Annotated in this window: 22 protein-coding genes and 1 pseudogene; 11 read left to right on the forward strand and 12 right to left on the reverse strand. The window is 68.4% G+C overall.

Annotation, left to right across the window (positions count from 1 at the left end):
* Positions 1-58 precede the first annotated feature (58 nt).
* From rnhA to ACFVHY_RS06325, 3 genes are all read left to right on the forward strand, one after another.
* Complete coding sequence (gene rnhA, locus ACFVHY_RS06315; protein WP_068971454.1) at positions 59-553, forward strand: ribonuclease HI; 495 nt, start codon at positions 59-61, stop codon at positions 551-553.
* Positions 550-1,461, forward strand: a complete 912-nt coding sequence (locus ACFVHY_RS06320) for a D-isomer specific 2-hydroxyacid dehydrogenase family protein (RefSeq protein ID WP_390269754.1) — start codon at positions 550-552, stop codon at positions 1,459-1,461. Before rnhA ends, ACFVHY_RS06320 begins: the two co-directional genes overlap by 4 nt.
* A gap of 77 nt (positions 1,462-1,538) precedes the next feature.
* Positions 1,539-2,330 (forward strand): SDR family oxidoreductase, encoded by a 792-nt coding sequence (locus ACFVHY_RS06325; protein WP_390269757.1) that lies wholly within the window; start codon positions 1,539-1,541, stop codon positions 2,328-2,330.
* A 14-nt stretch (positions 2,331-2,344) separates the two neighbouring features.
* Here ACFVHY_RS06325 and ACFVHY_RS06330 read toward each other — a convergent pair whose 3' ends face one another.
* Positions 2,345-3,043: a hypothetical protein gene (locus tag ACFVHY_RS06330; protein WP_390269760.1), complete on the reverse strand. Its 699-nt coding sequence runs from the start codon at positions 3,041-3,043 to the stop codon at positions 2,345-2,347.
* 45 nt (positions 3,044-3,088) lie between these two features.
* On the opposite strand from ACFVHY_RS06330, the gene ACFVHY_RS06335 reads away from it, so the two are divergent.
* Positions 3,089-3,661, forward strand: a complete 573-nt coding sequence (locus ACFVHY_RS06335; protein WP_390269763.1) for a YdeI family protein — start codon at positions 3,089-3,091, stop codon at positions 3,659-3,661.
* Between the two features lie 58 nt (positions 3,662-3,719).
* On the opposite strand, the gene ACFVHY_RS06340 is transcribed toward ACFVHY_RS06335, so the two are convergent.
* The 6 genes from ACFVHY_RS06340 to ACFVHY_RS06365 form a co-directional block, all read right to left on the reverse strand.
* On the reverse strand, positions 3,720-5,639 hold the full coding sequence (locus ACFVHY_RS06340; RefSeq protein ID WP_390269765.1) for an ABC transporter ATP-binding protein: 1,920 nt from the start codon (positions 5,637-5,639) through the stop codon (positions 3,720-3,722).
* Positions 5,636-7,369 (reverse strand): ABC transporter ATP-binding protein, encoded by a 1,734-nt coding sequence (locus ACFVHY_RS06345; protein ID WP_280360273.1) that lies wholly within the window; start codon positions 7,367-7,369, stop codon positions 5,636-5,638. Before ACFVHY_RS06345 ends, ACFVHY_RS06340 begins: the two co-directional genes overlap by 4 nt.
* Positions 7,370-7,540: 171 nt before the next feature.
* A complete protein-coding gene (locus ACFVHY_RS06350; RefSeq protein WP_058253785.1) occupies positions 7,541-8,350 on the reverse strand; it encodes a family 1 encapsulin nanocompartment shell protein in 810 nt (269 codons plus the stop codon).
* Positions 8,351-8,385: 35 nt separating this feature from the next.
* Entirely contained in the window at positions 8,386-9,390 is a 1,005-nt protein-coding gene (locus ACFVHY_RS06355; protein WP_390269770.1) for a Dyp-type peroxidase, read from the reverse strand.
* Positions 9,391-9,488: 98 nt separating this feature from the next.
* Positions 9,489-11,162: an FAD-binding dehydrogenase gene (locus ACFVHY_RS06360; protein WP_390269773.1), complete on the reverse strand. Its 1,674-nt coding sequence runs from the start codon at positions 11,160-11,162 to the stop codon at positions 9,489-9,491.
* Positions 11,163-11,237: 75 nt separating this feature from the next.
* A complete protein-coding gene (locus ACFVHY_RS06365) occupies positions 11,238-12,716 on the reverse strand; it encodes an amidase (RefSeq protein ID WP_390269776.1) in 1,479 nt (492 codons plus the stop codon).
* Between the two features lie 437 nt (positions 12,717-13,153).
* Between ACFVHY_RS06365 and ACFVHY_RS06370 the strand changes: the two genes are divergently transcribed.
* Complete coding sequence (locus ACFVHY_RS06370; RefSeq protein ID WP_065632259.1) at positions 13,154-14,119, forward strand: alpha/beta hydrolase family protein; 966 nt, start codon at positions 13,154-13,156, stop codon at positions 14,117-14,119.
* Positions 14,120-14,564: 445 nt separating this feature from the next.
* Here ACFVHY_RS06370 and ACFVHY_RS06375 read toward each other — a convergent pair whose 3' ends face one another.
* Together ACFVHY_RS06375 and ACFVHY_RS06380 are read right to left on the reverse strand one after the other, a co-directional pair.
* Positions 14,565-15,917, reverse strand: a complete 1,353-nt coding sequence (locus tag ACFVHY_RS06375) for a DUF3068 domain-containing protein (RefSeq protein WP_390269779.1) — start codon at positions 15,915-15,917, stop codon at positions 14,565-14,567.
* Positions 15,918-16,016: 99 nt separating this feature from the next.
* Complete coding sequence (locus ACFVHY_RS06380; protein WP_390269782.1) at positions 16,017-17,384, reverse strand: ABC1 kinase family protein; 1,368 nt, start codon at positions 17,382-17,384, stop codon at positions 16,017-16,019.
* Positions 17,385-17,639: 255 nt separating this feature from the next.
* On the opposite strand from ACFVHY_RS06380, the gene ACFVHY_RS06385 reads away from it, so the two are divergent.
* The 5 genes and pseudogenes from ACFVHY_RS06385 (at position 17,640) to ACFVHY_RS06405 (ending at position 21,411) form a co-directional block, all read left to right on the forward strand.
* A complete protein-coding gene (locus ACFVHY_RS06385; protein WP_390269785.1) occupies positions 17,640-18,683 on the forward strand; it encodes an NAD(P)-dependent alcohol dehydrogenase in 1,044 nt (347 codons plus the stop codon).
* Positions 18,684-18,770: 87 nt separating this feature from the next.
* Positions 18,771-19,867: pseudogene (locus ACFVHY_RS06390) on the forward strand (hypothetical protein).
* Positions 19,868-19,883: 16 nt separating this feature from the next.
* Positions 19,884-19,979: a DUF6766 family protein gene (locus tag ACFVHY_RS06395; protein WP_390269788.1), complete on the forward strand. Its 96-nt coding sequence runs from the start codon at positions 19,884-19,886 to the stop codon at positions 19,977-19,979.
* Between the two features lie 105 nt (positions 19,980-20,084).
* Positions 20,085-20,273 (forward strand): hypothetical protein, encoded by a 189-nt coding sequence (locus tag ACFVHY_RS06400; protein WP_390269791.1) that lies wholly within the window; start codon positions 20,085-20,087, stop codon positions 20,271-20,273.
* 31 nt (positions 20,274-20,304) lie between these two features.
* On the forward strand, positions 20,305-21,411 hold the full coding sequence (locus tag ACFVHY_RS06405) for a hypothetical protein (protein ID WP_390269794.1): 1,107 nt from the start codon (positions 20,305-20,307) through the stop codon (positions 21,409-21,411).
* A gap of 59 nt (positions 21,412-21,470) precedes the next feature.
* Here the strand turns inward: ACFVHY_RS06405 and ACFVHY_RS06410 are convergent, their stop codons facing one another.
* The 3 genes from ACFVHY_RS06410 to ACFVHY_RS06420 are packed head-to-tail and all read right to left on the reverse strand — an operon-like array spanning position 21,471 to position 24,170.
* Positions 21,471-22,076 (reverse strand): flavodoxin family protein, encoded by a 606-nt coding sequence (locus ACFVHY_RS06410; RefSeq protein WP_390269797.1) that lies wholly within the window; start codon positions 22,074-22,076, stop codon positions 21,471-21,473.
* Between the two features lie 42 nt (positions 22,077-22,118).
* Positions 22,119-22,553, reverse strand: coding sequence for an SRPBCC family protein (locus tag ACFVHY_RS06415; protein WP_390269800.1), 435 nt, complete (start codon positions 22,551-22,553; stop codon positions 22,119-22,121).
* 15 nt (positions 22,554-22,568) lie between these two features.
* Entirely contained in the window at positions 22,569-24,170 is a 1,602-nt protein-coding gene (locus ACFVHY_RS06420; protein WP_390269803.1) for a phytoene desaturase family protein, read from the reverse strand.
* Between the two features lie 205 nt (positions 24,171-24,375).
* Here ACFVHY_RS06420 and ACFVHY_RS06425 point away from each other — a divergent pair, with 205 nt between their 5' ends.
* Positions 24,376-25,341 (forward strand): SDR family NAD(P)-dependent oxidoreductase, encoded by a 966-nt coding sequence (locus ACFVHY_RS06425; protein ID WP_390269806.1) that lies wholly within the window; start codon positions 24,376-24,378, stop codon positions 25,339-25,341.
* The last annotated feature ends 8 nt before the right edge of the window (positions 25,342-25,349 follow it).

Raw genomic sequence — 25,349 nt, forward strand, 5'->3', positions numbered from 1 at the left:
ACTCCACCCTAGCCGTGAGCCTGCGATCGGGGGTCGCGGCTGCCGTAGGCTTCCCTGCGTGACAGCTTCCGCGAAACAGGCAACCGACGGCTCCTCCGCAGATCCGGCGGCCGGCTCGGCCGTCGTCGAGATCTCGACCGACGGTGCCTGCCTGGGCAACCCGGGCCCGGGTGGCTGGGGCGCGGTGCTTCGATACAAGGGCACCGAGAAGCGGATCTCCGGGTCGGAGCCGGATACGACGAACAACAAGATGGAGCTCACGGCCGCCATCGAAGGCCTGGCGGCACTGACCAGGCCGTCGACCGTCATCATCTACACCGATTCAACCTACGTGCGCAACGGCATCATGAAGTGGGTCAACGGTTGGCAGGCGAACGGCTGGAAGACCAAGGATCGCAAGCCGGTCAAGAACGCGGATCTCTGGCGTCGTCTGGTCGAGGAGGAGAAGCGACATCAGGTGGAGTGGCGCTGGGTCAAGGGGCATGCCGGCGATCACTTCAACGAGATCGCCGACGAACTCGCGACCACCGCGGCTCGATCGGTGGCCCGATGACGCCGGTGGCGGTGGCCGTCGAACCCGTCCGCGACGAGCACCTGGTCGCCGCGATCGAAGGTGCGGGCGGCCAGATCGTCGGTCTCGACGACGCCCGGGTGCTGGTGTGGATCGGGCCGCCCGGGGAGTTCCCAGAGCTGCCGGACGCCGTCGAATGGGTGGCGCTCAAGACCGCGGGGATCGAGGATTTCGTGGCCGCCGACGTCCTCGACGACCGTCGGATCTGGACCAATGCGTCCGGCTTCTATGCGGAGAACGTCGCCGAACACGCACTGGCTCTACTCCTCGCCGGGCTCCGAAAGATCAATACCGCCGTCCTGTGCCACTGGGACAAGGAGCGGATCGACACCGCGGTCCGGTCGCTGCACGGTTCCACGGTCGCCATCGTCGGAGCCGGCGGGATCGGCGCCTCCCTCGCTCCGCGTCTTCGGGCATGTGGCGCTCGCGTCGTCGCGGTGAACCGGTCCGGGCGCGAGGTGCCCGGCGCGCACGAGGTCCGGCGGTCGAATGAGTTGGATCAGCTGTGGGGGACGTTCGACCACGTCGTGCTGGCCGCGCCGTCGACGCCGGAGACGCGGCACATGATCAACGCCGAGAGCCTCGCCGCACTACCCGCACACGCGTGGGTGGTGAACGTCGCGCGCGGGCCCCTTGTCGACGAGGAGGCGCTGCACCGCGCGCTGGTCGACGGGCAGATCGCGGGGGCGGCGCTCGACGTGACCGATCCGGAACCGCCCGCCGACGACCATCCGCTCTGGTCGCTTCCGAACGTGATCATCACCCCGCACGTCGCCAACCCGGCGTCGGGGCTGACGCGTGAGCTCGCGCCGTGGGTCGCCGAGAACCTGCGCCGATTCGTCGCGAATGAGGAACTCCTGTCCGTGGTGACCACAAACCGCGACTACTGAGCCCGGGTGACCTGCCGGTTTCAGCCGATTTCTAGAACACGTTCTCGTTTCGTGCCTCGCCGTGGCATGGTCAACGGGTGATTCTCGACAGATTCCGGATAGACGACCAGGTGGCCATCGTGACCGGCGCGAGCCGGGGACTCGGGGCGGCGATCGCGGTCGCCTTCGCCGAGGCGGGCGGCGACGCGGTGATCGCGGCCCGCAGTGAGTCCGACCTCGCGCAGGTCGCCGACCGCATCCGTGCCGCGGGCCGACGGGCGCACGCCGTCGCCGTGGATCTCGCCGATCCCGACGCCGCGGCGGCACTCGCTCAGACCGCGGTCGACGAGTTCGGTCGCCTCGACACCGTGGTCAACAACGTCGGCGGTGCGATGCCGCGGCCGTTGTTCGACACCAGTCCCAAGCACCTGCGGGACGCCTTCGACTTCAACGTCGGCAACGCGCACGCGCTGGTCGTCGCCGGCGCCAAGCAGATCCTCGCGACCACCGGCCAGGGGTCGATCATCAACATCACCTCCGCGGTCGGCCGCGTGCCCGGCCGCGCCTATGCCGCCTACGGCACCGCGAAAGCCGCTCTCGCGCACTACACCCGCATCGCGGCGATGGATCTGAACCCGAAGATCCGGGTCAACGGCATCGCGCCGGGCGCCATCCTGACCTCGGCGTTGGAGATCGTCGCCGGCGACGAAGGGATGCGCACCGAGGTCGAGACCTCCACGCCGTTGCACCGCCTCGGTGATCCGGAGGACATCGCCGCGGCGGCCCTCTACCTTGCGTCGCCCGCCGGTGCGTACGTCACCGGCAAGATCCTCGAGGTCGACGGCGGGATCATCGCGCCCAACCTGGATCTCCCGATCCCGGACCTCTGATCGACCCGGAACGTTCAGTCCGAGCCGCGCTCCAGCGCGCCGGCGATCTGCTGTTCGAGATGTGCGGCCGCCACCCGGGGAACGTCGATGATGCCGTCGAGCTCGGCACGGACCTTCTTGTAGGCGGCCTGCCTCTCGGCCGGCGTGGCGCCGGTGTCGGCGGCGACGTTGATGAGTTTGCGCGCCCGGTCGAGTGCCTCTCGTTCGATTGGGGAGAACCCGGTCTGCTTGCGACGCCGCGCCTCTCGCTCGGCAGCGTCGAAGGCGGCGGCGTAGTCGCCAACCGCGTCGCGGTACTCGGCGAAATCGGCCGGGGACATCGGGGTCTCGGCCGTGGCGATGGAGGCGGAATCCGATTCGGGCCGTAGATCATCCGCGCGGACCCGGGCCCGGTGGAAGGCGAGCGTCAACGGTTCGCGCATGTCGGTCATCAGCGGGTACTCGATCAGTGTGGCGAGATCGAGTTCGTAGGCGAACCACTTCTCGTTGAGCGCGTCGTGCTGCTTACGGACCCGGCGCAACTGGTCGGCCGAGGTCGTCGTGAGCTTCAGCTGTTCGGTCTGGGCGTTCGCCTTGATCCGGGCGAGCTCGATCTTGTCCTTGCGTCGCTTCTCGTTGTACTTGCCGATCGAACCGGCCCACCCGCCGACGACCGCGCCGACCGGGAAGATCAGCCACCAGTAGCTCTCGGCGAAGTCGACGATCTCGTTCACGGCTCAACTGTACCGAGAGAAGGCCGAGGTCATTAGGGTGAACACATGGCCGACCCGGACGCGCCGAAGCTCAGCCTCGACACCGTCGAGGCCTGGCGAGAGTGGTTGCGCGACAACCATGAGACCTCGCCGGGGGTGTGGCTTGTGTTCTTGCGCAGGGGTTCGGGCCGGGAACCGCTCGACTACGACGAGTGCGTGCGCGAAGCGCTGTGCTGGGGGTGGATCGACGGTCACACCCGTGTGATCGACTCCGACCGCCGCGGCATGTGGTTCACCCGGCGCGGTCGCAACAGCGGATGGTCGGCGTCGAACAAGGCGCGGGTCGCCGACCTCGCGGCCGCCGGCCGCATCCAGCCCGCCGGGCAGGCCGTCATCGACGACGCTCAGGCCCGCGGCCTGTGGACGCTGTTCGACGACGCCGAGGCGCTCATCGAATCACCCGAACTCGCCGCCGCCCTGGACGCCGATCCCGTCGCGCGTGCCAACTGGGATGCTTTCCCGCCCAGCGCGCGCAAGTTCGGACTGTCGCAGCTCGCCCTGGCGAAGCGGCCGGAGACCAAGACCAAACGCATCGCCACCATCGTCGAACGGGCGGCGCGCAACGAGCGGCCGGCGTGACCCTTCGTGACGCGCCCTCCGCAAGCTCCGGGCGCTCCTCAGGGAGCGGTTGGGTTACTCAGCCCGCCTCGATGGCCCCGGTGAACTGGCTTTCGTACAGCCGGCAGTAGGCGCCGCGGGCGGCGAGCAGTTCGTCGTGGTTGCCCTGCTCGACGATGTGCCCGTCCTCCATGACGACGATGACGTCGGCGTCGCGCACCGTGGAGAGCCGGTGCGCGATGACGAAACTCGTGCGATCCGACCGCAGATTGGCCATCGCCTTCTGGATGAGCAGCTCGGTGCGGGTGTCGACCGAGCTCGTCGCCTCGTCGAGGATGAGGATCGTGGGCCGGGCGAGGAAGGCCCGCGCGATCGTGATGAGCTGCCGCTCACCGGCACTCACGCCACCGCCCTCGTCGTCGAGCACGGTGTCGTAGCCGTCGGGGAGGGTGCGCACGAAGTGGTGGACATGACTCATCCGGGCGGCGTCGAGCACCTCCTCTCGCGAGGCGGTGGGATCGCCGTAGGCGATGTTGTCGTAGATCGTGCCGCCGAACAGCCACGAGTCCTGCAGCACCATGCCGGTGCGCTCGCGCAAGTCGTTTCGCGTCATGTCCGTGGAGTCGACGCCATCGACCCGGATGGCGCCGGAATCTACGTCGTAGAACCGCATGATCAAGTTGACCAGGGTGGTCTTGCCCGCGCCGGTCGGGCCGACGATCGCGACCATGTGCCCGGGGCGCGCCACCAGGCTGAGATTCTCGATCAGCGGCTTGTCCTCGACGTAGCGGAAGGAGACGTCGTCGAACTCGATGAGTCCCTTGTCCTCGGCGGGCGTCTTCGGATTCGCGGCGTCGGGCGACTGCTCGTCGGCGTCCAGGATGTCGAAGATCCGCTCGGCGGAGGCGACACCGCTCTGCATCAGGTTGATCATCGAACCGATCTGCGTCAGCGGCTGCGTGAACTGCCGCGAGTACTGGATGAACGCCTGCACCTCACCGAGACTCAGCGAGCCCGACGCCACGCGCAGACCACCGACGACCGCGACCGCCACGTAGTTGAGGTTTCCCAGGAACATGATCGTCGGCATGATGACGCCGGAGATGAACTGCGCGCGCCAACTCGACTCGTACAGTTTCTCATTGCGCTCGTCGAAGGTCGCCTCGATCTCGCGCTGACGGCCGAAGGCGGTCACCAGCTCATGCCCGGTGAAGGCCTCCTCGACCTGAGCATTGAGCGCGCCCGTCGACGACCACTGGGCCGAGAAGTGCGGCTTCGAACGCTTCGCGATGATGCCGGTCGCGATGATCGCCAGCGGCACCGTGGCCACCGCGATGAGCGCCAGCAGCGGCGAGATCCAGATCATCATGATCAGCAGCGCGATCACCGTCAGCACCGAGTTGGCGAACTGGGAGATGGTCTGTTGCATGCTCTGCGACAGGTTGTCGAGATCGTTGGTCACCCGGCTCAACAGTTCGCCGCGCGGCATCGTGTCGTAGTAGCGCAGCGGCAGCCGATGCACCTTGGCCTCGACGTCGTCGCGGAGCCGGCGGATGGTGCCGACGACGACGATGTTGAGCAGGTACCCGGCGAGCCAGGCGAGCGCCGAGGACACCACGTACAGCACGAGGGTGATCAGCAGCACGCGCCCCACGGCGCCGAAATCCACTCCGACGCCGGGGGTCACGTTCATCGACGAGACCATGTCGGCGAACGTGTCGTCACCGCTCTCGCGGAGACCGGCCACCGCCTGCTCCTTGGTGAGCCCCTCGGGCAGGGTGCGGCCGATCACGCCGTCGAAGACGAGGTCGGTGGCGTACCCCAGCACGCGGGGCGCGATCGCGATCAGCACGACCGAGCCGACCAGCGACGCGAGCGTGATCGACATCAGCAGTCGATACGACGCAAGTTGTGCGACAACGCGTTTGACCGACGGCCAGAACGAGCGAGGCTTGGATTCGGGTCCGGCCGCCATCGGCGGGCCTCCGGGCCGGGTCATGAGCGCTCCTCCATCGCCATCTGCGATTCGACGATCTCGGCATAGGTCGGGCACGACTGCCGCAGCTCGTCGTGGGTACCGAGGCCGACGACCCGGCCGCGATCGAGCACGACGATCTGCTCGGCGTCGACGATGGTCGAGATGCGTTGCGCCACGACGATGACCGCGGCGTCGCGGGTGGCGGGGCGCAGTGCGGCGCGCAGCCGCGCATCGGTGGTCAGGTCGAGCGCGGAGAACGAGTCGTCGAAGAGGTAGATCGCGGGCCGCCGGATGAGGGCGCGTGCGATCGCCAGGCGCTGCCGCTGCCCGCCGGAGACGGTCGTACCGCCCTGGGACACCTTGGTGTCCAGACCGTCGGGCATCGCGGACACGAAGTCCTCCGCCTGCGCGATGCGCAGCGCCTCCCAGATCTCGTCGTCGGTGGCGTCGGCCTTGCCGTGCAGCAGGTTCGAGCGGATTGTTCCCGAGAACAGGTACGGCCGCTGGGGCACCAGCCCGACGACCGACCGGAGCTCATCGGGATCGAGTCGCTTGACGTCGGTGCCGCCGACCCGGACCGCGCCGGAGGTCGTGTCGATCAGCCGCGGCACCAGCCCGACCAGGGTGGTCTTGCCCGACCCCGTCGAGCCGACGATCGCAGTCGTGGTGCCCGGCTCGACGCGGAAGTCGATGCCGCTCAACACCGGGTCGTCGGCGCCGGGATAGCGGAACTCGGCGGCATCGAACTCCACGGTGCCGGGGTGGGTGGCGAAGCCGATCGGCTCACTCGGCGGATGGACCGAGGTGTCGGTGGCGAGGACCTCGGAGATGCGTTCGGCGCAGACCGCCGCGCGCGGGGCCATCATCGCCAGGAACGACGCCATCATCACCGACATCAGGATCTGCATCACGTAGCTCATCACCGCGGTCAGTGCGCCGATCTCCAGCGAACCGTCGGAGACCGCGTGCCCGCCGAACCAGATCACCGCGACGATGGTGACGTTGGTGATCACCATGACGACCGGGAACATCAGGGCCATCAACCGGCCGACGTGCAGGGTCGCGTCGGCGAGGTGGTCGTTGGCGACCGCGAAACGCTTGCGTTCGTAGTCTTCTCGCACGAACGCCCGCACAACCCGGATGCCGGTGATCTGTTCACGCAGGACGCGGTTGACGTTGTCGATCCGTTCCTGCATCGCGCGGAAGCCGGGGATCATCTTCGCGATGATGGCCCCCATCGACACCCCGAGGATGGGCACCGCGATGGCGATGACCCAGGACAGGGCCGGCGCCTCCCGAACGCCCATGACGATCCCGCCGATACACATGATCGGCGCCATCACCAGGATCGCGCTGCTCATCACGATGAGCAGCTGCACCTGCTGGACGTCGTTGGTGGTGCGGGTGATCAGCGACGGCGCGCCGAACGTGCCGACCTCGCGTGCGGAGAAGGAGTTCACCCGATGCAGGAGGTCGCCCCGGATGTCGCGCCCGACCCCGAGCGCGGCGCGCGCGCCGAAGTACTGCGCGGTCACCGTCACGATGATCTGGGCGACGCTCACCAGCAGCATCCAGCCGCCGATGCGCAGGATGTAGCCGGTGTCCCCGCGGGCTACACCGTTGTCGATGATGTCGGCGTTGAGGCTCGGCAGGTACAGCATCGCGATGGTCGCCAGCAGTTGCAGCACGATGACGAGCGCGACGTTGATGCGGTACCGGGAGAGGTAGGTGCGGACGAGTCGGGTCAGCATCTAGGCGCCGGGAGCGAAGCGAGCGGGCCGAAGGCAACGGTAGGCGCCGGGAGCGAGAGCCGGCCGGAGTTCACTGCGATCACCTGCGCCAGACTAGTTGCCGCTCGCAACGGACGCCCCTGAGTATCTGCCCACCGGGAATCCGCGTAGGCGAGGACCGTGGGCAGCTGCTCAGACGGTCGGCGGCTCGGTCAGCGCGACGGCTGCCTCGGCGGTGTGGGTGAGGAAGGTGAACGACTCCTGGAAGTACAGGTTCACCACGTCGGCGTCGTGTGAGTCGTAGCCGATCGACACGTCCTGGCCGATGGTCAGTTCGAAGTCGCCGCCGCGGGTGCTCATCACGAACGCGCCGCTGATCGCGGGCGCCCACACGATGTCGCCGGTGAACAGGCGCTGGATGTGTTCGAGGATCGGGTAGCCGTGGTTCGACGTCTCGTTGACCTGGGTGTAGGCCTCGGCCGACAGGGCCACCGCGTACGGACCGTCGACCGACGCCAGGCGCAGTGTGCTCAGCGCCTGGCTGACCGCCTCCGGGTAGTCGCGCACGTCGGCGGGCAGCGGGATGGGGGTGGCGGCGGCCTCGGCGCGGATGCCGGTGATCGACGCCGCGGCGTAACCCTCGAAGATCGCCCGGTCCTCGGCGAGCGCGAGTTCGCGCGCGGCCTCCACGACCGGGTCCCAGTCGGAGTCCTTGGCGCCGCGGTCGACGTCGTCGATGGCCTCGCGGGACACCGTGAACGGGACCTTGAGTTCCACGAGCGACTGGGTGCGCCGCTGGAAGGCAGTGATCCCCTGCGACGGTGAGTCGATCTTGGTGCGATGTCCGAGCGTCACCGATGCGGTGTCGGAGCCGAGCGGCCCGGTCACGTCGACGAGGCGACGGCCCGCGACGTTGCGCTTGAACGAGCGGGTCGCCTCCTCTTCGATCTCCGCCCAGGCCGCGTCGGAGATCGGTGCGAGTTCGCGATGCAGGTTGTTCATGGTGTCCTCCTGGTGCGGTGGTCGGAAGGGTGTCGTCAGTGCAGTGAACCGATGCCGAGCGAGCCGTCGGAACGTGTCGTCGGGGCGGGGGAAGCCGTGGGGGCGGCGTCGGGCGCGGGTGGCAGGTCTTCGAGGAAGTCGAGGGTCGGCGTGAAGAACTGGGCCCCGGTGACCGCGGTGGTGAAGTCGAGGAGGCGGTCGTAGGTGCCGGGTGGGTCGCCGATGAACATCTTGCGCAGCATCTCCTCGGTGACGTCGGGCGCTGCCGAGTAGGCGATGTAGAACGTGCCGTTGACACCGGCACCCGAGACGTCGCCGTACGGCATGTTGTCCCGCACGACGTCGATCTCCTCGCCGTTCTCGTCCTCGACGACGTTCAGCGCGATGTGGGAGTTCGGGGGCTTCACGTCGTCGGCCATCTCGACGTTGTCGAGCTTGGTGCGCCCGATCGCGGCTTCCTGCTCCTCGGTGCTCAGGTCGTTCCACGACGACAGGTCGTGTACGTAGCGCTGGATGGCGACGTAGCTGCCGCCCTCGAAGTCCGGGTCTTCCCCGCCGACCGTGATCGCGTCGATCGCCGCCTGCCCGATCGGGTTCTCGGTGCCGTCGACGAAGCCGATGAGGTCGCGCAGGTCGAAGTAGCGGAACCCGTGCACTTCGTCGACGACGGTGACCGCGTCCCCGAATGCCTCGGTGATCTTGGCGCCGAGTTCGTAGCACAGGCCCATGTCGTCGGACTTGATGTGCACGAGCAGATCGGCGGGCGTCGCCGGGGCGGTGTGGACATCGCCCTCGTAGGGGACGAACGGCCGCAACGAGCGTGGTCGCGGGCCGGTGAACAGGCGGTCCCACGCCGCGGAGCCGATCGACACGATCCCGGCCAGTGCTGCCTCGGGAGCCCGCGAGGACACCGCGTTGTTCAGGCCGGGGATGTCTTCCAGCGCAGCACGAACCGTGTCTTCACCGCCGTCGTCGATGGTGAAGACGAGGAAGATCGCCGACTTGGTCTTCCGCGTCAGGATCGTCTGGGGCACCGGCACGCTGAACACACTAGCCCATGCGTACAAACCGTGGGGCAGCAGATCGTGCCGCGAATGTATAGGGCAGGCAACCCTTTTCGACGCTGACCGGTGACGGGTCAGCGGCGCGTTGTGGCCCGCGCCACCGCCCGGCCGGCGGCGCGGCCGGAGAAGATGCATCCGCCGAGGAACGTCCCCTCGAGTGCGTTGTACCCGTGGACGCCACCGCCGCCGAAGCCCGCGACCTCGCCGGCGGCGAACAGGCCGTCGAAGGCGGTGCCGTCCGGCCGCAGGACCTGGGAGTCGAGATTGGTCTCGAGCCCGCCCAGGGTCTTGCGGGTCAGGATGTTGAGCCGGACCGCGATCAGCGGGCCGTGTTCGGGATCGAGCAGTCGATGCGGCTTGGCGACCCGAACGATCTTGTCGCCGACGAACTGTCGGGCATTGGTGATCGCCATCAGCTGTGCGTCCTTGGAGAACTTGTTGCCGATCTCGGCATCGCGTGCGGAGATGATGCGTTCGAGGTGCGCGAGGTCGAGTTCGGGGCCGCGGGCGATCTTGTTCATCCCGGCCACCAGTTCCGGGAGGTTGTCGGCGACCACGAAGTCGACGCCGTTGCGCACGAAGGCGTCGACCGGTCCCGCGGCGCCCTTCGCCAGCCGGCTCTTCGCGGCCAGTTTGACGTCCTTCGCGGTGATGTCGGGGTTCTGCTCCGAACCCGACAGCATGAACTCCTTCTCCACGATCGTCTGGGTGAGGACGAACCACGAGTAGTCGTGACCGGCCGCCAGGATCGCCTTCATCGTCGAGAGGGTGTCGAAGCCGGGGAAGTTCGGCGGTGCGAGGCGGTTGCCGTTGGCGTCGAGCCACAGTGACGACGGGCCGGGGATGATGCGGATCGCGTGGTCGGGCCAGATCGGGTCCCAGTTGTGGATGCCCTCGGTGTAATGCCACATCCGGTCCCGGTTGACGATGTTCGCGCCCGCGGTCTCGCTGATCTCCAGCATCCGGCCGTCGACGTGCGCCGGGACGCCCGAGATCATCGTCTCCGGCGCGGGGCCGAGACGGTCGACGGGCCAGTTCTTGCGGATCAGGTCGTGATTGTGGCCGATGCCGCCCGAGGTGACGATGACCGACCCGGCACGGATCTCGAAGTCGCCCATCACATCCCGGTTCGACGCCTGGCCGCGTTCGGCGTCGGTCGGGGCGAGCGTGACACCCCGTACGCCGACGGCGGCGCCGTCGTCGACGACGAGCTCGTCGACGCGATGCCGGAACCGGAACTCGACGAGCCCGCGCTTCTCCGCCTCCAGGACCGGCTCGGCGAAGACCCGCACGACCTCGGGTCCGGTTCCCCAGGTGAGGTGAAAGCGGGGCACCGAGTTGCCGTGGCCGTCGGCGAACCCGCCGCCGCGTTCGGCCCACCCGACGATCGGGGTGATGCGCAACCCGAGGTCGTGAAGGTACTGCCGTTTCTCGGTGGCCGCGAAGTCCACGTAGGCGCGGGCCCACTGGCGCGGCCAATAGTCCTCGTCGTCACGATCGAAACCGGCCGACCCCATCCAGTCCTGCAGGGCGAGATCCGCGGAGTCTTTGATGCCCAGCCGACGCTGCTCCGGCGTGTCCACCATGAACAACCCGCCCAGCGACCAGAATGCTTGCGCGCCAAGGTTGTTGCGATTCTCCTGGTCGACCACGACGACGCGGCGTCCGGCCTTGGTGAGTTCGTATGTCGCCACGAGACCCGCCAGTCCCGCGCCGACGACCACCGCGTCGGCCCCGTGCTCCGCCACCGCATCTCCTCACACCGCCAAAATGACCGGGCCGGTCCCGGGACATGTGCATTCGCAGACGAGATTAGCCCCGTACTACAGCGCGATGTCGGCGTACCGGTGGAACCACGGCGCGGCGGCTTCGAGGCCCGCGGCGAGGGCGAGGAGATCGCCGTCGGCGCCGAGTCGGCCGACGAACTGCACGCCGAGCGGGAGGCCGGCATCGGTCCAGTGCAGCGGCACGCTCATCGCCGGCCGGCCCGTGAGGTTGGCGAGCTGCGTGTACGGCACCCAGCCGAGGCTCTCGTAGATGAGCTTGTCGACGATCCCCAAGCGGGAGATCGCACGGCCGGACCGCGCGCGGGCGGCGACCCGCGACGCCCGCTGCAGCACCGGCGGCGTGGTCATCGACCCGACCCGCGGCGGCGGTACCGCGAGGGTGGGCGTCAGCAGCAGGTCGTGGGTCTGGTGGAAGCGGTCGAGCGCCAGGACGTGGTCGTTGATGTGGTCGAGCGCGGTGAACAGCGGGACGACGCCGGCGGCCCGGCCCAGTTCCGCCAGCGTCAGGGTGTCGGCCTCGAAGTGGGAGTCGGGAGCGCCGGTGAGGCGTCGGACCTCGTCGACCTGGGCGGCGCACTTGGCGAACCAGATGTCGAGGAAGTCGCGGGCGAGGGCGGCGTCGTCGTGCGGCGAATCGACCTCCTCGACCTGGTGGCCCAGATCGGTCAGGATCGACGCCGCGTGCTCGACCGCGGCGACGGCCTCCGGGTGCGGATTCGCGTTGATCGCCGAGGTCGTGGTGTACCCGATCCGCAGCAACCGGGGCGGGGTCGCGATCCGGGCGCTGTAGGTCTCGGTGTGCAGCGGCGCCGGGTAGGTCGACGACGGCGTCAGTCCGATCAGTGCGTCGTACAGTGCGGCAGCATCGCGGACGGTCCGGGTCACCACACCTTCGACGCCCATCCCGAACAGCGGTTCACCGGTCTGCGGACCGAACGGCATCAGGCCACGCGAGCTCTTGAGCCCGAACAACCCGGTACACGCGGCCGGGATGCGGATGGAACCGCCGCCATCGCTCGCCCCGGCCGCCGGCACGATCCCGGCGGCCACCGCAGCCGCACTGCCGCCCGACGATCCGCCGGGGGTCACGTCGAGGTCCCACGGATTGCGCGCGGGACCCCACAGGGTGGGTTCGGTGATGGCCTTCGCGCCGAACTCGGGGGTGTTCGTCTTGCCGAAGACGACGAGGCCGGCGTCGAGGAACCGGCGCACGCCGAAGGAGTGTTCGCGGGCGATGTGGGTGGCGAGGGCGCGCGAGCCGCGCGTCGTCGGGTACCCGCGGTAGTCCTGCGCGAGGTCCTTGATGAGGAACGGGACGCCGGCGAAAGGCCCGGTGAGGTCACTGCGGACGCGGGCGTCGGCTTCGGCATCCATGCGGATCACGATGGCGTTGAGCGACGGATTGACCGCGTCTGCACGGGCTCGTGCGAGGTCGAGGAGTTCGGCGGCCGTCACCTCGCCGGCGGCCACGAGACCGGCCAGGGTGGTCGCGTCCGCGGACAGATACTCGCCCATGTGCACGTCCCGACCCTAGTTGTTCGGGGAGCGGGCCGAGCGGACTTGGCGCCGATGGCCCGGCCTGTCCGGCGTCCGGCCCGTCACCGGAGAACCGGACGTCACCGTTGCCCGCGCAAACCGGTAACGGGCCGATCGCGGATGTGTGGCCCGAACAGATGAAGAATTCGCCACATGCGCCGCCTATGTACGAAATGAGCTGTTCAGCGGCGACCGCTGTGACGTGCACCACCGAAAGATGTCATCACAGGACTCGCTCTCGCCTTTGCCGAGGCGTTATCGTGCCGTTACACTTCAGCACGACGGGTACCGCTGCCCGGGGGGACCAATACAATCCCCCTACGTACGACTCCGTATGCAAGCCCGCAGCAGTACCCGGTAGGCAAGACCCGCAAGCGGCCGGCTCCGGCCGTGGTGATCCAAAGGAAAACTGACGAATGCTGACACGCGCCCGTAAGCGCCTCGTCGCCGGACTCGTGGCTCTCGTGGCCGTGTCGGGTGCGACGCTGGTCGCAGCTCCGCCGGAGGCCTCCGCGGCCAACGGTTGCAATGTCGAGTACGTCCGCTCGAACGCCATGAACCGGACCGTGCCCGTGTGCATCGTCTCGGCCGGCGGCGGCGGACCCAAGCCGACGCTCTACCTGCTCGACGGACTCCGTGCCCCGAACAACAACAGCGGCTGGCTGATCAACACCGACGTCGCCCGCTACATGGCCGGCAAGGGCACCAACGTCGCCATCCCGTTCGGTGGCGCAGGCAGCTTCTACACCGACTGGCAGACCCCCGATCCCAAGCTGGGTGTCAACAAGTGGGAGACGTTCCTGACCCGCGAACTGCCGCGGTACATGGCTGCGCGTCACGGCAGCGACAGCCGTCGCAACGGCATCGCCGGACTCTCGATGTCGGGCACCTCGGCGCTGAACCTCGCATCGCGCCACCCGAACTTCTACAAGGCGGTCGCGTCCTACAGCGGCTACCCGACGGTCACCATGCCGGGCTTCACCCAGGGCATCATGGCCTCGGTCGCGGAGGTCGGCGGCAACCCGTTCAACATGTGGGGCTTCTACCCCGCGGGCACCTGGTTCCAGAACGACCCGTTCCTGAGCGCGGGCAACCTGGCGGGCAAGAACGTGTACGTCTCGTCCGGTAGCGGTGTCGGCAGCAAGTACGACTCGTCGGTCAACCCGGCCAGCGCCAACTTCGACCCCGTCAAGTTCGCGCAGATGATCCCGCTCGAGGTCGCCGCGTCGACCTCCAGCCAGCTCTACATCGGCCGCCTCGCGCTCGTCCCGGGCGTCAAGCTCACCACGCGGATCACCCCGGACGGTGCGCACTGGTGGGACTACTGGCAGAGCACCTTCAAGGAGTCGTGGGCCAAGACCTTCCGCCCCGCCTTCTTCTGAGTCAGACCCTCTGACAAGGGCCGGTGACCTTCGGGTCACCGGCCCTTGTCGTGCGGACCCTCCTGCTCCCTGAGGAGCGAGCTTGCGAGCGTCACCCCCTGCTCCCTGAGGAGCGAGCTTGCGAGCGTCACGAAGGGTCTTCGCAACCTCGGTCGCCGACCCTTCGTGACGCGCCCTCCGCAAGCTCCGGGCGCTCCTCAGGGAGCGGGATTGGCCGCGCCCTCCGCAAGCTCCGGGCGCTCCTCAGGGAGCGGAAGACACTCTGCCGCGCGCAACCCCTGCTGGCCGAGCAGCTCGTGCATGCGTAGCGTGCCCGCGCGTCCGTCGAGGTCACTTGGGTGGGCCGGGCTACGCAGGGGTGTGTCACCGCCCCTCACCACAAACACAACACCGCGGGCGCATCCGGTGGTACCGGATGCGCCCGCGGTGGTCGTTGCGTCGCTGCCTACTCGGGCGGCGGCTGCTTGCGGAAGGTGCGCGTGGCCGAGTCGTCGGGCGGCGGCGTGTCACCGACCTTGGGGATCTGCTCGGTCGGCCGCTCCCATGGGTTGGCGCTCGCGGGTGCTGCACCGGCCGGCGGTGCGTCGCGCTTGATCAGCGTGGTGTCGCGCTCGTCGGTGGGCGGTGTCGTCGGCGGCGGGGTGTCATCGACCCGGTTGTCGTCGCGGCGTCCGCGGAAGAGCAGCAGCGCGGCGGCGATCAGCAGGATCACTCCGACGATGCCGAGGATGATCGGCACCCAGAAGCCGCCGACCTTCAGCTGGTCGACGTAGCCGCTGGCCTTGCTCGCCTGGTTGGAGACGGTGTCGTCGGTCCACTTGAAGGTGCCCTTCAGGGCGTCCATCCGGAACTCGCGCACCGCTTCCGGGGTGGCGTCGCTCTGGTCGGGCGACTTGAAGTACTGGTGCTGGTCCTCACGACCGTCGACGATGGTCCCGGTCTCCGGCTCGACCCACACGTGGCGGGTCGCGGCGGCGTACCGGTGCATCGTGATCGGGTCGTTCGCCCGCACTCCGCGCCCGGTGATGCCCCACCAGCGGGCGGGCATCGTCAGCATCGTGCCCAGAGCTGCTTCTCCCTGCGCGTTGGGGAGGTTGGAGAGATCGGTCTCCGGGACGTCACACACGAAGTGGTACGTGTTGATCCCGTCGATGGTCTCCTCGCCCTCGAACTTCGCCGCGCAGTCCTGGCGGGTGTTGAGGTCGTAGTACGGGTAGTCGCGCTGCTGCACGTCGAAACCGAACTTGTACTGGTATCCGGTGCGGTTGTCGATGGCGACCGACACGTCGTTGACGTTGCCGCCCTCGGGGACCGCCTCGAGCTGCAGCGAGCTGACCGCCCCGTTGGGTGCCGAAGTCTTGCGGTTCACCGACACGCGGTCGATGGTCGCGGTCAGCAGACCGTCCTCACAGGTGCGGGTTTCGCCCGCAGCCGCGAAGCTGGGTTCGGTCTCGGTTCCCTCGGCGTCGCGCAGGCGGTCGATGCGCACGGTCTGCGCCGACTGCAGGCTCGCCTGGCGGCTGTCCGACGGTTCGATGATGATCGAGCGTCGCTGCTGGGTGAGATGCGCCTCGAGAGTGCGGGCACGATCCTCGGACACCGAGCAACGGTCGAAGATCACCGCCGGGAAGCGCTCTCCGGTCGAACCGTCCGCCGCCACCGTGGTCGCGTCGGAGGTGATGTCCAGATCGAGCGGAACCACCTTCAACTGCGGCACGAGGTAGAGCGGTATGGCGATGGCCGCCGCGATACACGCAGCGCCGAAGAAGGCCAGCACTGCCGGCACAAAACGTCTCATGTGTGACTCCTGGAATCAGCTGATCGCTCCCACCCTAACTGTCGCGTTTGCCACAGTTGGCCACAGTCGGTCCGACATGCCGGGATCCGCGGCGGGGAGTCAGCCCTGGGCGGCTCGACGATCGCGTTCGGCCTCCTTCAGGATGCCGGCCATGTATCCATAGATCTCCTTGTCGGACATGGCCTTCCACCGAGGCGCCAGCAGCTTCGTGTACTTCTCGACGTACAGCAACTGCTTCCCGACGAGGACGAGTTCACGGGGCAGGCGTGCGTCGTGGGCCTTGGCGACGGCGGCGAGTTGCCGCCCGAGGTCGGTGTAGGACATCGAACCGAGGTCGGTGGTCGACAACGGGGTGGTCACCTTCTTGATGTCCTCGGCACCCTGCGTCGTCGAACCCGGTTTGTGGACGGCGCCGAGGAGGAAGATCGCCCGCCCGGCGGACTCGTAGTCCGCGCGGACCACGAGGTCGACGACGAGCTGGCGGAGTATGCGCCGGGTGCGCGGGGTGAATCGCCCGACGATGCCGAAGTCGAGGAGGACCAGCTTGCCCGCGTCGTCGACGAGGACGTTCCCGGCGTGCAGGTCACCATGGAACAACCCGCCGTGGAACGCCGAGTCCAGCAGGGACAGCAGGAGGTTGCGGCACAGCGCGACTCCATCATGGCCCGCGGCGCGTACGGCCGCGACGTCGTCGATGCGGGTGGCGTGGATTCGTTCCATGGTCAGCACGCGCTGCGTCGTGAAGTCGTCGTAGACGTGCGGCACGCGGACTCGGTCGCCGTACGGGCCCGGCTGCAGGCAGGCGAACCACTCACGCATGGTGTCGGCCTCGATGCGGAAGTCCAGTTCGGCGTCGAGGCCGGCCGCGAAGTCTTCGACCACGTGCCGCGCGCTGAGCATCCGGCCGTACTCGGAGATCTCGACGAGGCCGGCGAGGCGTTCGAGGATCGCGACGTCGGGTGCCAGGCGGTCGGCGATGCCCGGACGCTGGATCTTGACGACCACCTCCTCGCCGCCGTGCAGGGTCGCGGTGTGCACCTGGGCGATCGACGCCGACGCGATGGGCACCGGATCGAAGGTGGCGAAGACTTCCTCGGGTGCCCGGCCCAGTTCGGCGATGAACTGTGCACGCATGAGTGCGGGGTCGGCGGGTTTCACGCGGTCCAGGAGTGATTCGAACTCGGTGGACATCGATTCGGAGAAGACGCCGGGGCTCGAGGCGATGAGCTGGCCGAGCTTCACGTAGGTCGGACCCAGGTGTTCGAACGTGGTCCGGATCTCGTGAGCGACCCGGGCGGCGCCGGGTGGGCGACCCCGTAGGGCGTCCCCTGCCGTGTGGAGGACGAAGCGTCCGACGCCTGCAGCCGCGTGAGCGGTGGTCGTCCCGAATCGCGTGAGCTCGGCGATCGGGGACACCGGGTGCAACTGCGTGCGCTGACCGTCGTCGACTGAGCTGTTGATCGTCACCGTCGGTCATTGTAACGATCATTAGCGGCGGATCCAGCCCCACGGGGCGACGGCGGATCGCCTACGCGGCCCTGCGACGTGCCGTTATGGCGATGCGACGGGGTCGGCGGGCACACTGGCCACATCGGACACATGCATCGGCCCGCATCTGTTCGAGCCATTGAGCAGGTTTCGCACGACGAGCATTCCCGCTCACGGAATCGTGCCCGAACCCCGATTTCGCCCCGACCCCCGCATCACACCGAGGAGTTCTGCATGCCCACCACGGTCAACGCCTACATCGCGCCGGCTGCCGATCGTCCGCTCGAGCCCACCACCATCGAGCGACGCGATCTGGGCCCGAACGACGTGTCGATCGACATCGCGTTCGCCGGGATCTGTCATTCCGACATCCACACCGCCCGCGACGAATGGGGTGGGACCAGGTTCCCGGTGGTCCCCGGCCACGAGATCGCCGGGACGGTCGCGGCCGTCGGCGACGCCGTCACCCGGTATGCCGTGGGTGATCGGGTCGGCGTGGGCTGTTTCGTCGACTCGTGCCGCGAGTGCGAACCGTGCCGGCTCGGCGAGGAGCAGTACTGCGAGCGCGGCAACGTGGGCACCTACAACGCCGTCGGTCGCGATGGGACACCCACGCACGGCGGATACAGCACGTCGATCGTCGTCGACGAGAACTACGTCCTCCGGATTCCCGACGGCATCGCGCTCGACGAGGCGGCCCCGCTGCTGTGTGCCGGGATCACGCTCTACTCACCACTGCGGCACTGGGGCGCCGGTCCGGGAAAGAAGGTGGCGATCGTCGGCCTCGGCGGGCTCGGTCACGTCGGGGTCAAGATCGCCCACGCGCTCGGCGCCGAGGTGACGGTGCTGTCGCAGTCGCTGAAGAAGATGGAGGACGGTCTGCGGCTCGGCGCCGACCACTATCACGCAACCAGCGACCCACAGACCTTCCGGGAACTGCGCAGCACCTTCGACCTGATCCTGAACACCGTGTCGGCGAATCTTCCGATCGGCAAGTACCTGGGCATGCTCGCCCTCGACGGCACACTCGTGGAACTCGGTCTCCCCGAACACCCGATCGAGGTCCCGGCCGGCGCGCTGATCGGCAAGCGGCGGAGTTTCGCGGGTTCGATGATCGGCGGCATCGCGCAGACCCAGGAGATGCTGGACTTCTGCGCCGAGCACGGCATCGGCGCCGAGATCGAGGTGATCTCCGCCGACCGGATCAACGAGGCCTATGACCGCGTCGTGGCGTCGGATGTGCGCTACCGCTTCGTGATCGACACCTCGACGCTGTAGGGCTGCGTCGTCATGTTTGCGGCCTGAATCCGGTGGGCACCCGTCGAGAGAGTCGACGTGCCCCGACGACAGGCAAGGAGGCCGCGCATGAATTCGACCCGATTCCGCGAGCTGGCAACTGCAACCGGTCCGTTCGCCACCATCTACATCGACGACTCCCACAACACCGAGGACGCCGCCCACACGATGGAACTCCGGTGGCGAGCCCTGCGGGAGGAACTCGAGTCGGCGGGGGCCGACGCGGCGGTGGTGGAGTCCATCGGCAATGCCCTGCTCGACGGGACGCCGGCCGTCGGGCCCAGTGGCCGTGCGGTGATCGCCGGTCCCGACGGTGTCCTCCTCGACCAACACCTCATCCGACCACCGGTCACATCCGTGGCACGGTATTCGCCGGTGCCGTACCTGGTTCCGCTGGTCGAACACGGCACGAGTGCCCCGCGACATGTGATCGCCGCGGTCGATCACGCCGGCGCCGACATCGAGCTCTTCGACGCCGGCGGATCCTCGTTGATGCGCGAAAGCGTTGAGGGAGAGGGCTATCCGATCCACCACGCCGCCGGTGCGGAATCGCCCGGGTATGGGGACCCGCAGCAGCGCAGCGACGAGCAGAACCGCAAGAACATTCGTCAGATCGCCGACCGGCTGACCGCGATCGTCGACTCGGACAACCCCGAGCTCGTGTTCGTGATCGGTGAGCTCTCGTCGATGTCGGATCTGCGTTCAACGGCTCCCGAGCGGCTCGCCGAGCGACTGGTCGACCTCCAACTCGGCGCCCGGGACAGCGGCATCGCCGACGACGACGTCCGCAAGGCGGTGACCACCGAACTCGAACTACGCCAGAATCGCACGATGGCCGACGCGGCGGAGAGTCTGCAGGCAGGACTCGGGCATCGCCCGGCCCTCGCGGTCGAAGGACTGACGGCCGTGTGCGGGGCGTTGCGTAACGGCGAGGTCGAGACGCTGATCATCGGCGACCTCGGCGATGCGACGGTCTTCGACGGCGGAGACGCCGCGGGGGGCCTCGCCACGATCGCGCCGACGGCGGAGAACCTCTCTGAGCTGGGCCTGGCCCCGGAACGCACGCTGCGTGCCGACGAGGCCCTGCCGGTGGCGAGCGCGTTGCCCCGCGCGACGGGATCGGAGCGGTCCTTCGCTATGCGCCGAGGACGTCCGCCGACGACTGAGACGGGGTGAGTGCTGGTGGCGGCGATCGCCGTCTTGTCGGTCGTTCTGCGTCAACGCGGTTCGGCCGAGCCCAAGCCGGTGGCCGATCCACATGTGGCGACCGGGGCGTGATCGCGTTTACGTCATGTCGTCACCGGGAAAACGGACATGCGACAGAGGCTCCATCGCGAGACACCGACCGAAGGATCGATGAATCTGATGTCTGAGGAATTGCCCATGGAACCAGCCGAAACCGGCACGCCCGAGGCGACGCCGGATGATGCTCGACGCAAGGTCGACGAACTCGAGGAGCGGACCGTCGACGAACCCGACACGGACGAGCAGGTGGACCCCTCCGCCGCCGCCCGCGACGACAAGGACAACCCGAGTTCTCCGGCGGCGGGGGAGTCCGAACCGCCGGACTGAGGCCCGTCTGATCATGACGGCTGAGAAACACATGACCAGCGAGAATGACGATCCGCGGCGCGCCGGAGCGCTGCGGATCGTCGCCGAGCACGGGCTTCCGGCCACACTGATCGAGCGCGGTGAGGACCGCTTCGAGCAGATCGCCGACGAGCTGTCACTGGAGTACCGCGGACACACCGTCACGAGGGACACCACACTGCAGATGACGCCGCGCGGTGATCTGGAGACCGTCTGGGGCACGGATGACTCGGCCGACGAGGTGATCGTGTTCGTCACCGAGATGCCGCGGCTGTACAAGCCGCAGGACGCCGACGGCAACGATCGCAGCCCACGAAATCTCGTGGTGCTGGCTGAACTCGACCGCGAACGCAACGCCGCCGTCGTCTCGCTCCCCGCTCTCGGACCCGCTCCCCGGCGAGCGCTGCGGACCTTCATCTCGACCATCGCCGAGGCGGTGACCGGTGCGGGGTCCATGCGCGAGTTCGAGGAGCAGCGCGGCATCGTCGTCATCGGTGACGGCGACACCGAATACGTGTGCGCCGAAGGCTATTCGCGTCGTCTGAAGTTGATGGCCGGGATGGTTCGGGGGAATCGGCCGTGGCGGCTGATCCCGACCCTCACCGGCATGACCGCCGCAGCCGCCGCCGCGGCGTCGTTCGGCATCTTCTTCTCTACGATCTGGTCGATGGCCAATGCGCTGAGTGCGTGGCGTCTCGCCGCCATCACCCTGCTGTCGTTGGTGCTCGCCTCGCTGTGGCTCATCGTCAACAATCGCCTGTGGGAACGGGTGACGGTCACCGCGAAACCGCGTGCGCGCCTCTACAACATGGCGACGGTGTGCACTGTCGTGTTCAGTGCGGTGGTGCTGTACGCCGGGCTGTTCCTGGCGACACTGACGGCGGCGCTCATCGTCATCGAGGAGAACTTCCTCGCCTCGCAGCTCGGATATCCGGTGGGGCTGCGCAATTACGTGTACCTGGCATGGCTGGCGACGTCGATGGGGATCTTCGCCGGCGCCCTCGGTTCCAGTGCCGACAGCTACGACGACGTCCTGCGGGCCACCTACGGATACCGGGAGCGGCTGCGCCGCCAGGCCTCCGAGGACGCCGGTCATCTCGCGAGCGGCGAGAAGGAATGAGTCCCACGACATCAGACGACGATCGGCGGACGATCAAGGTCGTCCGGTAGATCCGCTGGTCACTTGTAGGGCGGAAAGCTGTTCTGCGACAGCAGTCGAGCGAGGTGTGCCGCGTTACGGGCGGCGGCATGGGTGGCGGAGTCGACGGGGTCGGGAACCGAGTCGAGGTCCTTGTAGTCGCGGCCACCCATGGCTTCGTCGTTCCAGTAGGTGTTGCCCTGTCCGGGGATCGTGAACCCGATGTCGTTGAGCGCGCCGAAGACGTCGGCGATGATCTTGTGCGCGCCGTCCTCGTTGCCGACGACGCCACACATCGCGACCTTGCCCAGCATGCCGGGGCGGCCGGCGTCGTCGGTCTCGGAGATCTCGGCGTCGAGGCGCTCGAGAACACGTTGGGTCACGCTGGACATGTGGCCCAGCCAGGTCGGGGTCGCGATCACCAGGATGTCGGCGGCGGCAACCCGTTCGAAGAGCGCGGGCCACTCGTCACCGTCGCCCATGTCTCGTTCGACTCCCGGCCGGATGTCGAAATCCACCGCCCGGACGATGTCCCCGGTCACGCCCTGCTCGGCGAGGGCGTCGAGGATGTGCCGCGCGATGAGCTCGCTGCTCGACTCAGCAGGCGACGGCTTGAGGGTGCAGTTGATGGCGAGTGCTGTGGTCATGCTCGAAGGCGTACCCCAACCCGCCGGGATGCAACCCCCCTGTCAGCTCGCGTGGTTCTCGGCAAGCATCGCCAGCCGTTTGAGGCATTCGTTGAGGCGGGGGGACATCACGGTTTCCTGAACCCTCGGCGGGATCCACTTGAAGGGCGGGGTCTCCGCGAACTCTTCCATGCCGATGAGAGAGCCGCTTCCGTCCTTCTCGACGGTCATACGGATGCGCGCGCGCCCGAGTGGCCAACCGGCAGCCGAAATCTCGAGGAGTCCTGCCTTCGACTCGATGGACTCCGTCTCGTCGTTGAGCAGGGCGGGCCACACGCCCACCGAATGGTGGATCTTCGATCCCGCCTGCGGCCACGAATGGTCGACGTCGCGGATTCGGGAGGCCCCGACGACCCACGAGGCGTACAGCCAGCCGTTGGACAGCACCGACCAGACCTGGGCCGGTGTGGCACTCGTATGACGTTCGACTCGGTTCATGCTCCCCGGCTCCGTTCAATGGTTGTTGTCGGTCTTGGTCAATCGTCGGATGACGTTGCGGTCGAACACTCTTCGCGGATACCCGCGAACACCGTCCGACGCGAGGGCGGCGCGCGCGGCGTTGTTGCCGCAGGCGCCGTGGACGCCGCCACCGGGATGCGCTCCCGACCCCGCCAGGTAGAGGCGATCCACCGGGGTCGACGCACCGCCGAGGTTCGGCGTCGGACGGAAGATCAACTGCTGGAACAGCTGTGCCGTTCCGCCGTTGACCGTCCCGTGAACGAGATTGGCGTCGGCGGCCTCCAGGTCGTGTGGGGTCTGGACGTGCCGGCCCACGATGAGGTCGGAGACACCGGGCGCGTGGGCTTCGAGGACGGCGTCCATCCTGCGGGCCAGCAGTTGGGCCGCCTCGTCGTCGGTCACCCCGCGCGGGAGATGGCTGTAGGACCAAGCGCTTTCGGTGCCCGCGGGGGACCGGCCCGGGTCCGCGGTGGTCATCTGGCCGAAGAGTAGGAACGGATGCTCCGGGACACGGCCGGTTTCGATGTCGGCGGTCCCGTAGGCGATGTTGCGCGCGTCGGCGCCGAGATGGATCGTGCCGGCTCCGCTGAGATTGGTACTGCGCCATGGGATCTTCTCACGCAGCGCATAGTTCACCTTGACCACCGGGGTGTCCCAGGTGAAGGTCCGCAGGTCGTCGAGGACGCGCGCGGGCACGTCGTCGGCCGAGAGCAGCTCGGTGTAGAGCGTGGGCGCTGCGACGTCGGCGAGAACGGCGCGCTTCGCCGGCCATCGGCGGCCGGTACTGTCCACGACCCCGGTGGCCCGCCCGCCCTGGACGTCGATCCGGGTGACGCGGGTGTCGCAGACGACGGTCACGCCGGCGCTCTCGGCGCGGCGTCGAAGGGCCGCGGGCAGCGCGCTCGCCCCGCCCACGGGTACGGGATAACCGGTGTCCTGGCCGAGCATGGTCAGCAGGTACCCCATCAATCCGCTGCCGGGTGCGTGGAGCGGGATGTCGGCGTGCAGGGAGTTGCCGATGATGAGCAGACCGGATTTCTCGCTGTGGAAGAGTTCACGCACCATCTGATCGGCCGGCAGGATCAGGAACCGGGCCAGGCGCAGGGCGTCGGCCGTGCCGAGCGAGCGGAGGAGCGACAACAGCGCGCGGACCGGGGGGAACGGACCGAACAGGCTGTCGAGGATCGCGGGCCGGAGTTGCTGCCACTGCTCGACCAGGTCGAGCCAGGCGCGCCGGTCACGCTCGTCGAAGGTGGCCAGATGCGCGGCCGTGTCGGCGGCATCGGGGAAGACGACCGGCGCGTTGACGTCGTCGGGCCCAGCGGGGTGGCCGAAGGCCAGCGGTGCGCGGCTCCACTCCAGACCGTGATCGGCGAGGTCGAGGTCGGCGAAGACCGGCGACGCCACCGCGAGCGGATAGAAGGCGCTGAACAGGTCGGTGACGTACCCGGGGGTGATCTCGGCGCTCCGGACCGCGCCGCCGACCTCGGGCTGCGCTTCGAGGAGCGTGACATCCCAGCCCGCATCGGCGAGCCGGATCGCGGCGACGAGCCCGTTGTGGCCGGCCCCGACGACCACTGCATCCGACACACTCAACGGTCGACTCCCCTCGTCCGTATCGATCTCACCCGGCCGATGTGCTCGGGGCCGGTACGCCTCGCTGTCCGGTGCGCGGGTTACCCGCGGCCCCCGACCGTAAACGCCGACGATGCGCGGGCGGTGGACGCGCGGGTCGAGGTGCAGCCGTGCCCGGCGATTCTGTGCGATGTGTAGCGCCGGGGCAAGCGGGTAGTCCGCACGGGTGACGAACTGGTCTGAACTCCGGTCGCTGCGCCTGGACCCGGCGTTTCCGCCCGCGCGACTGTGGCATCCGCAGGTCTCCGATGGCCGGCTTCGTCGGCGCTGCGCCGGGCGGCCGGTGGTGATCACCGGTGCCGGGGCGGGGATGGGCCGGGCACTGGCACGGCGGTTCGATCGTGCGGGTGTCGAGGTGTTCCTGAGCGATGTCGACCTTCCGGCTGCGCGGGAGACGGTGCGGTTGTGTGACGCCGGTGCCCGGGTGCATCTCGACGAGGTCGATGTGTCCGACGCCGATGCGATGACCGCATATGCCGACGTCGTCATCGGCCGGTCCGGCCCGCCGGCCATGGTGTTCAACAATGCCGGGATCACGATGGTGGCGGGCGTTCTCGAGGAGGACGACGAATACGCGCGGCGGATCATGGCCGTGAACCTCGGCGGCGTCGTGAACGGCACCGTGGCCTTCCTCCCTCATCTACAGGCGGCCGGCGGCGGGTCGATCGTGAACACCTCCAGCGCCTTCGGATTCCTCGGTTGCCCCACGCAGTCCGCGTACTCCGCCTCGAAGTTCGCCGCGCGCGGCTACTCCGAGACCATCCAGCTACAGCTTCGTGCCCAAGGGTCCGACGTCCGGGTGCACAGTGTTCATCCCGGCGTCGTGCACACCGAGATCGCCGCCCGCGCGTTGTACGTGACGCCCGGGGTGCGGGACTTCGTGACGCGGGGGTTCAACCGTCGCCTGCCCGGTACGCGGCCGGATGCCGCGGCAGCGGCGATCCTGCACGGGGTCCTGAGCGGCCGGGACCGCATCCCGGTCGGCCTCGACGCGCGAGCACTCGACGTCGGTGTCCGCGTCCTGGCCGGAGCGGTGCAGCGCCCGATCGCGACGCTGACCGGTCCGGTTTTCCGACGCATGCTGGGCGAGGCCGCGCTTGCCGGTTCGGCGCCGGCCGTCGTCCGGACTTGACAAGGCGA

This window comes from Gordonia sp. NPDC127522 (genome assembly GCF_042672305.1).
In the GTDB taxonomy this organism is placed as follows: Bacteria; Actinomycetota; Actinomycetes; order Mycobacteriales; family Mycobacteriaceae; genus Gordonia; species Gordonia hongkongensis.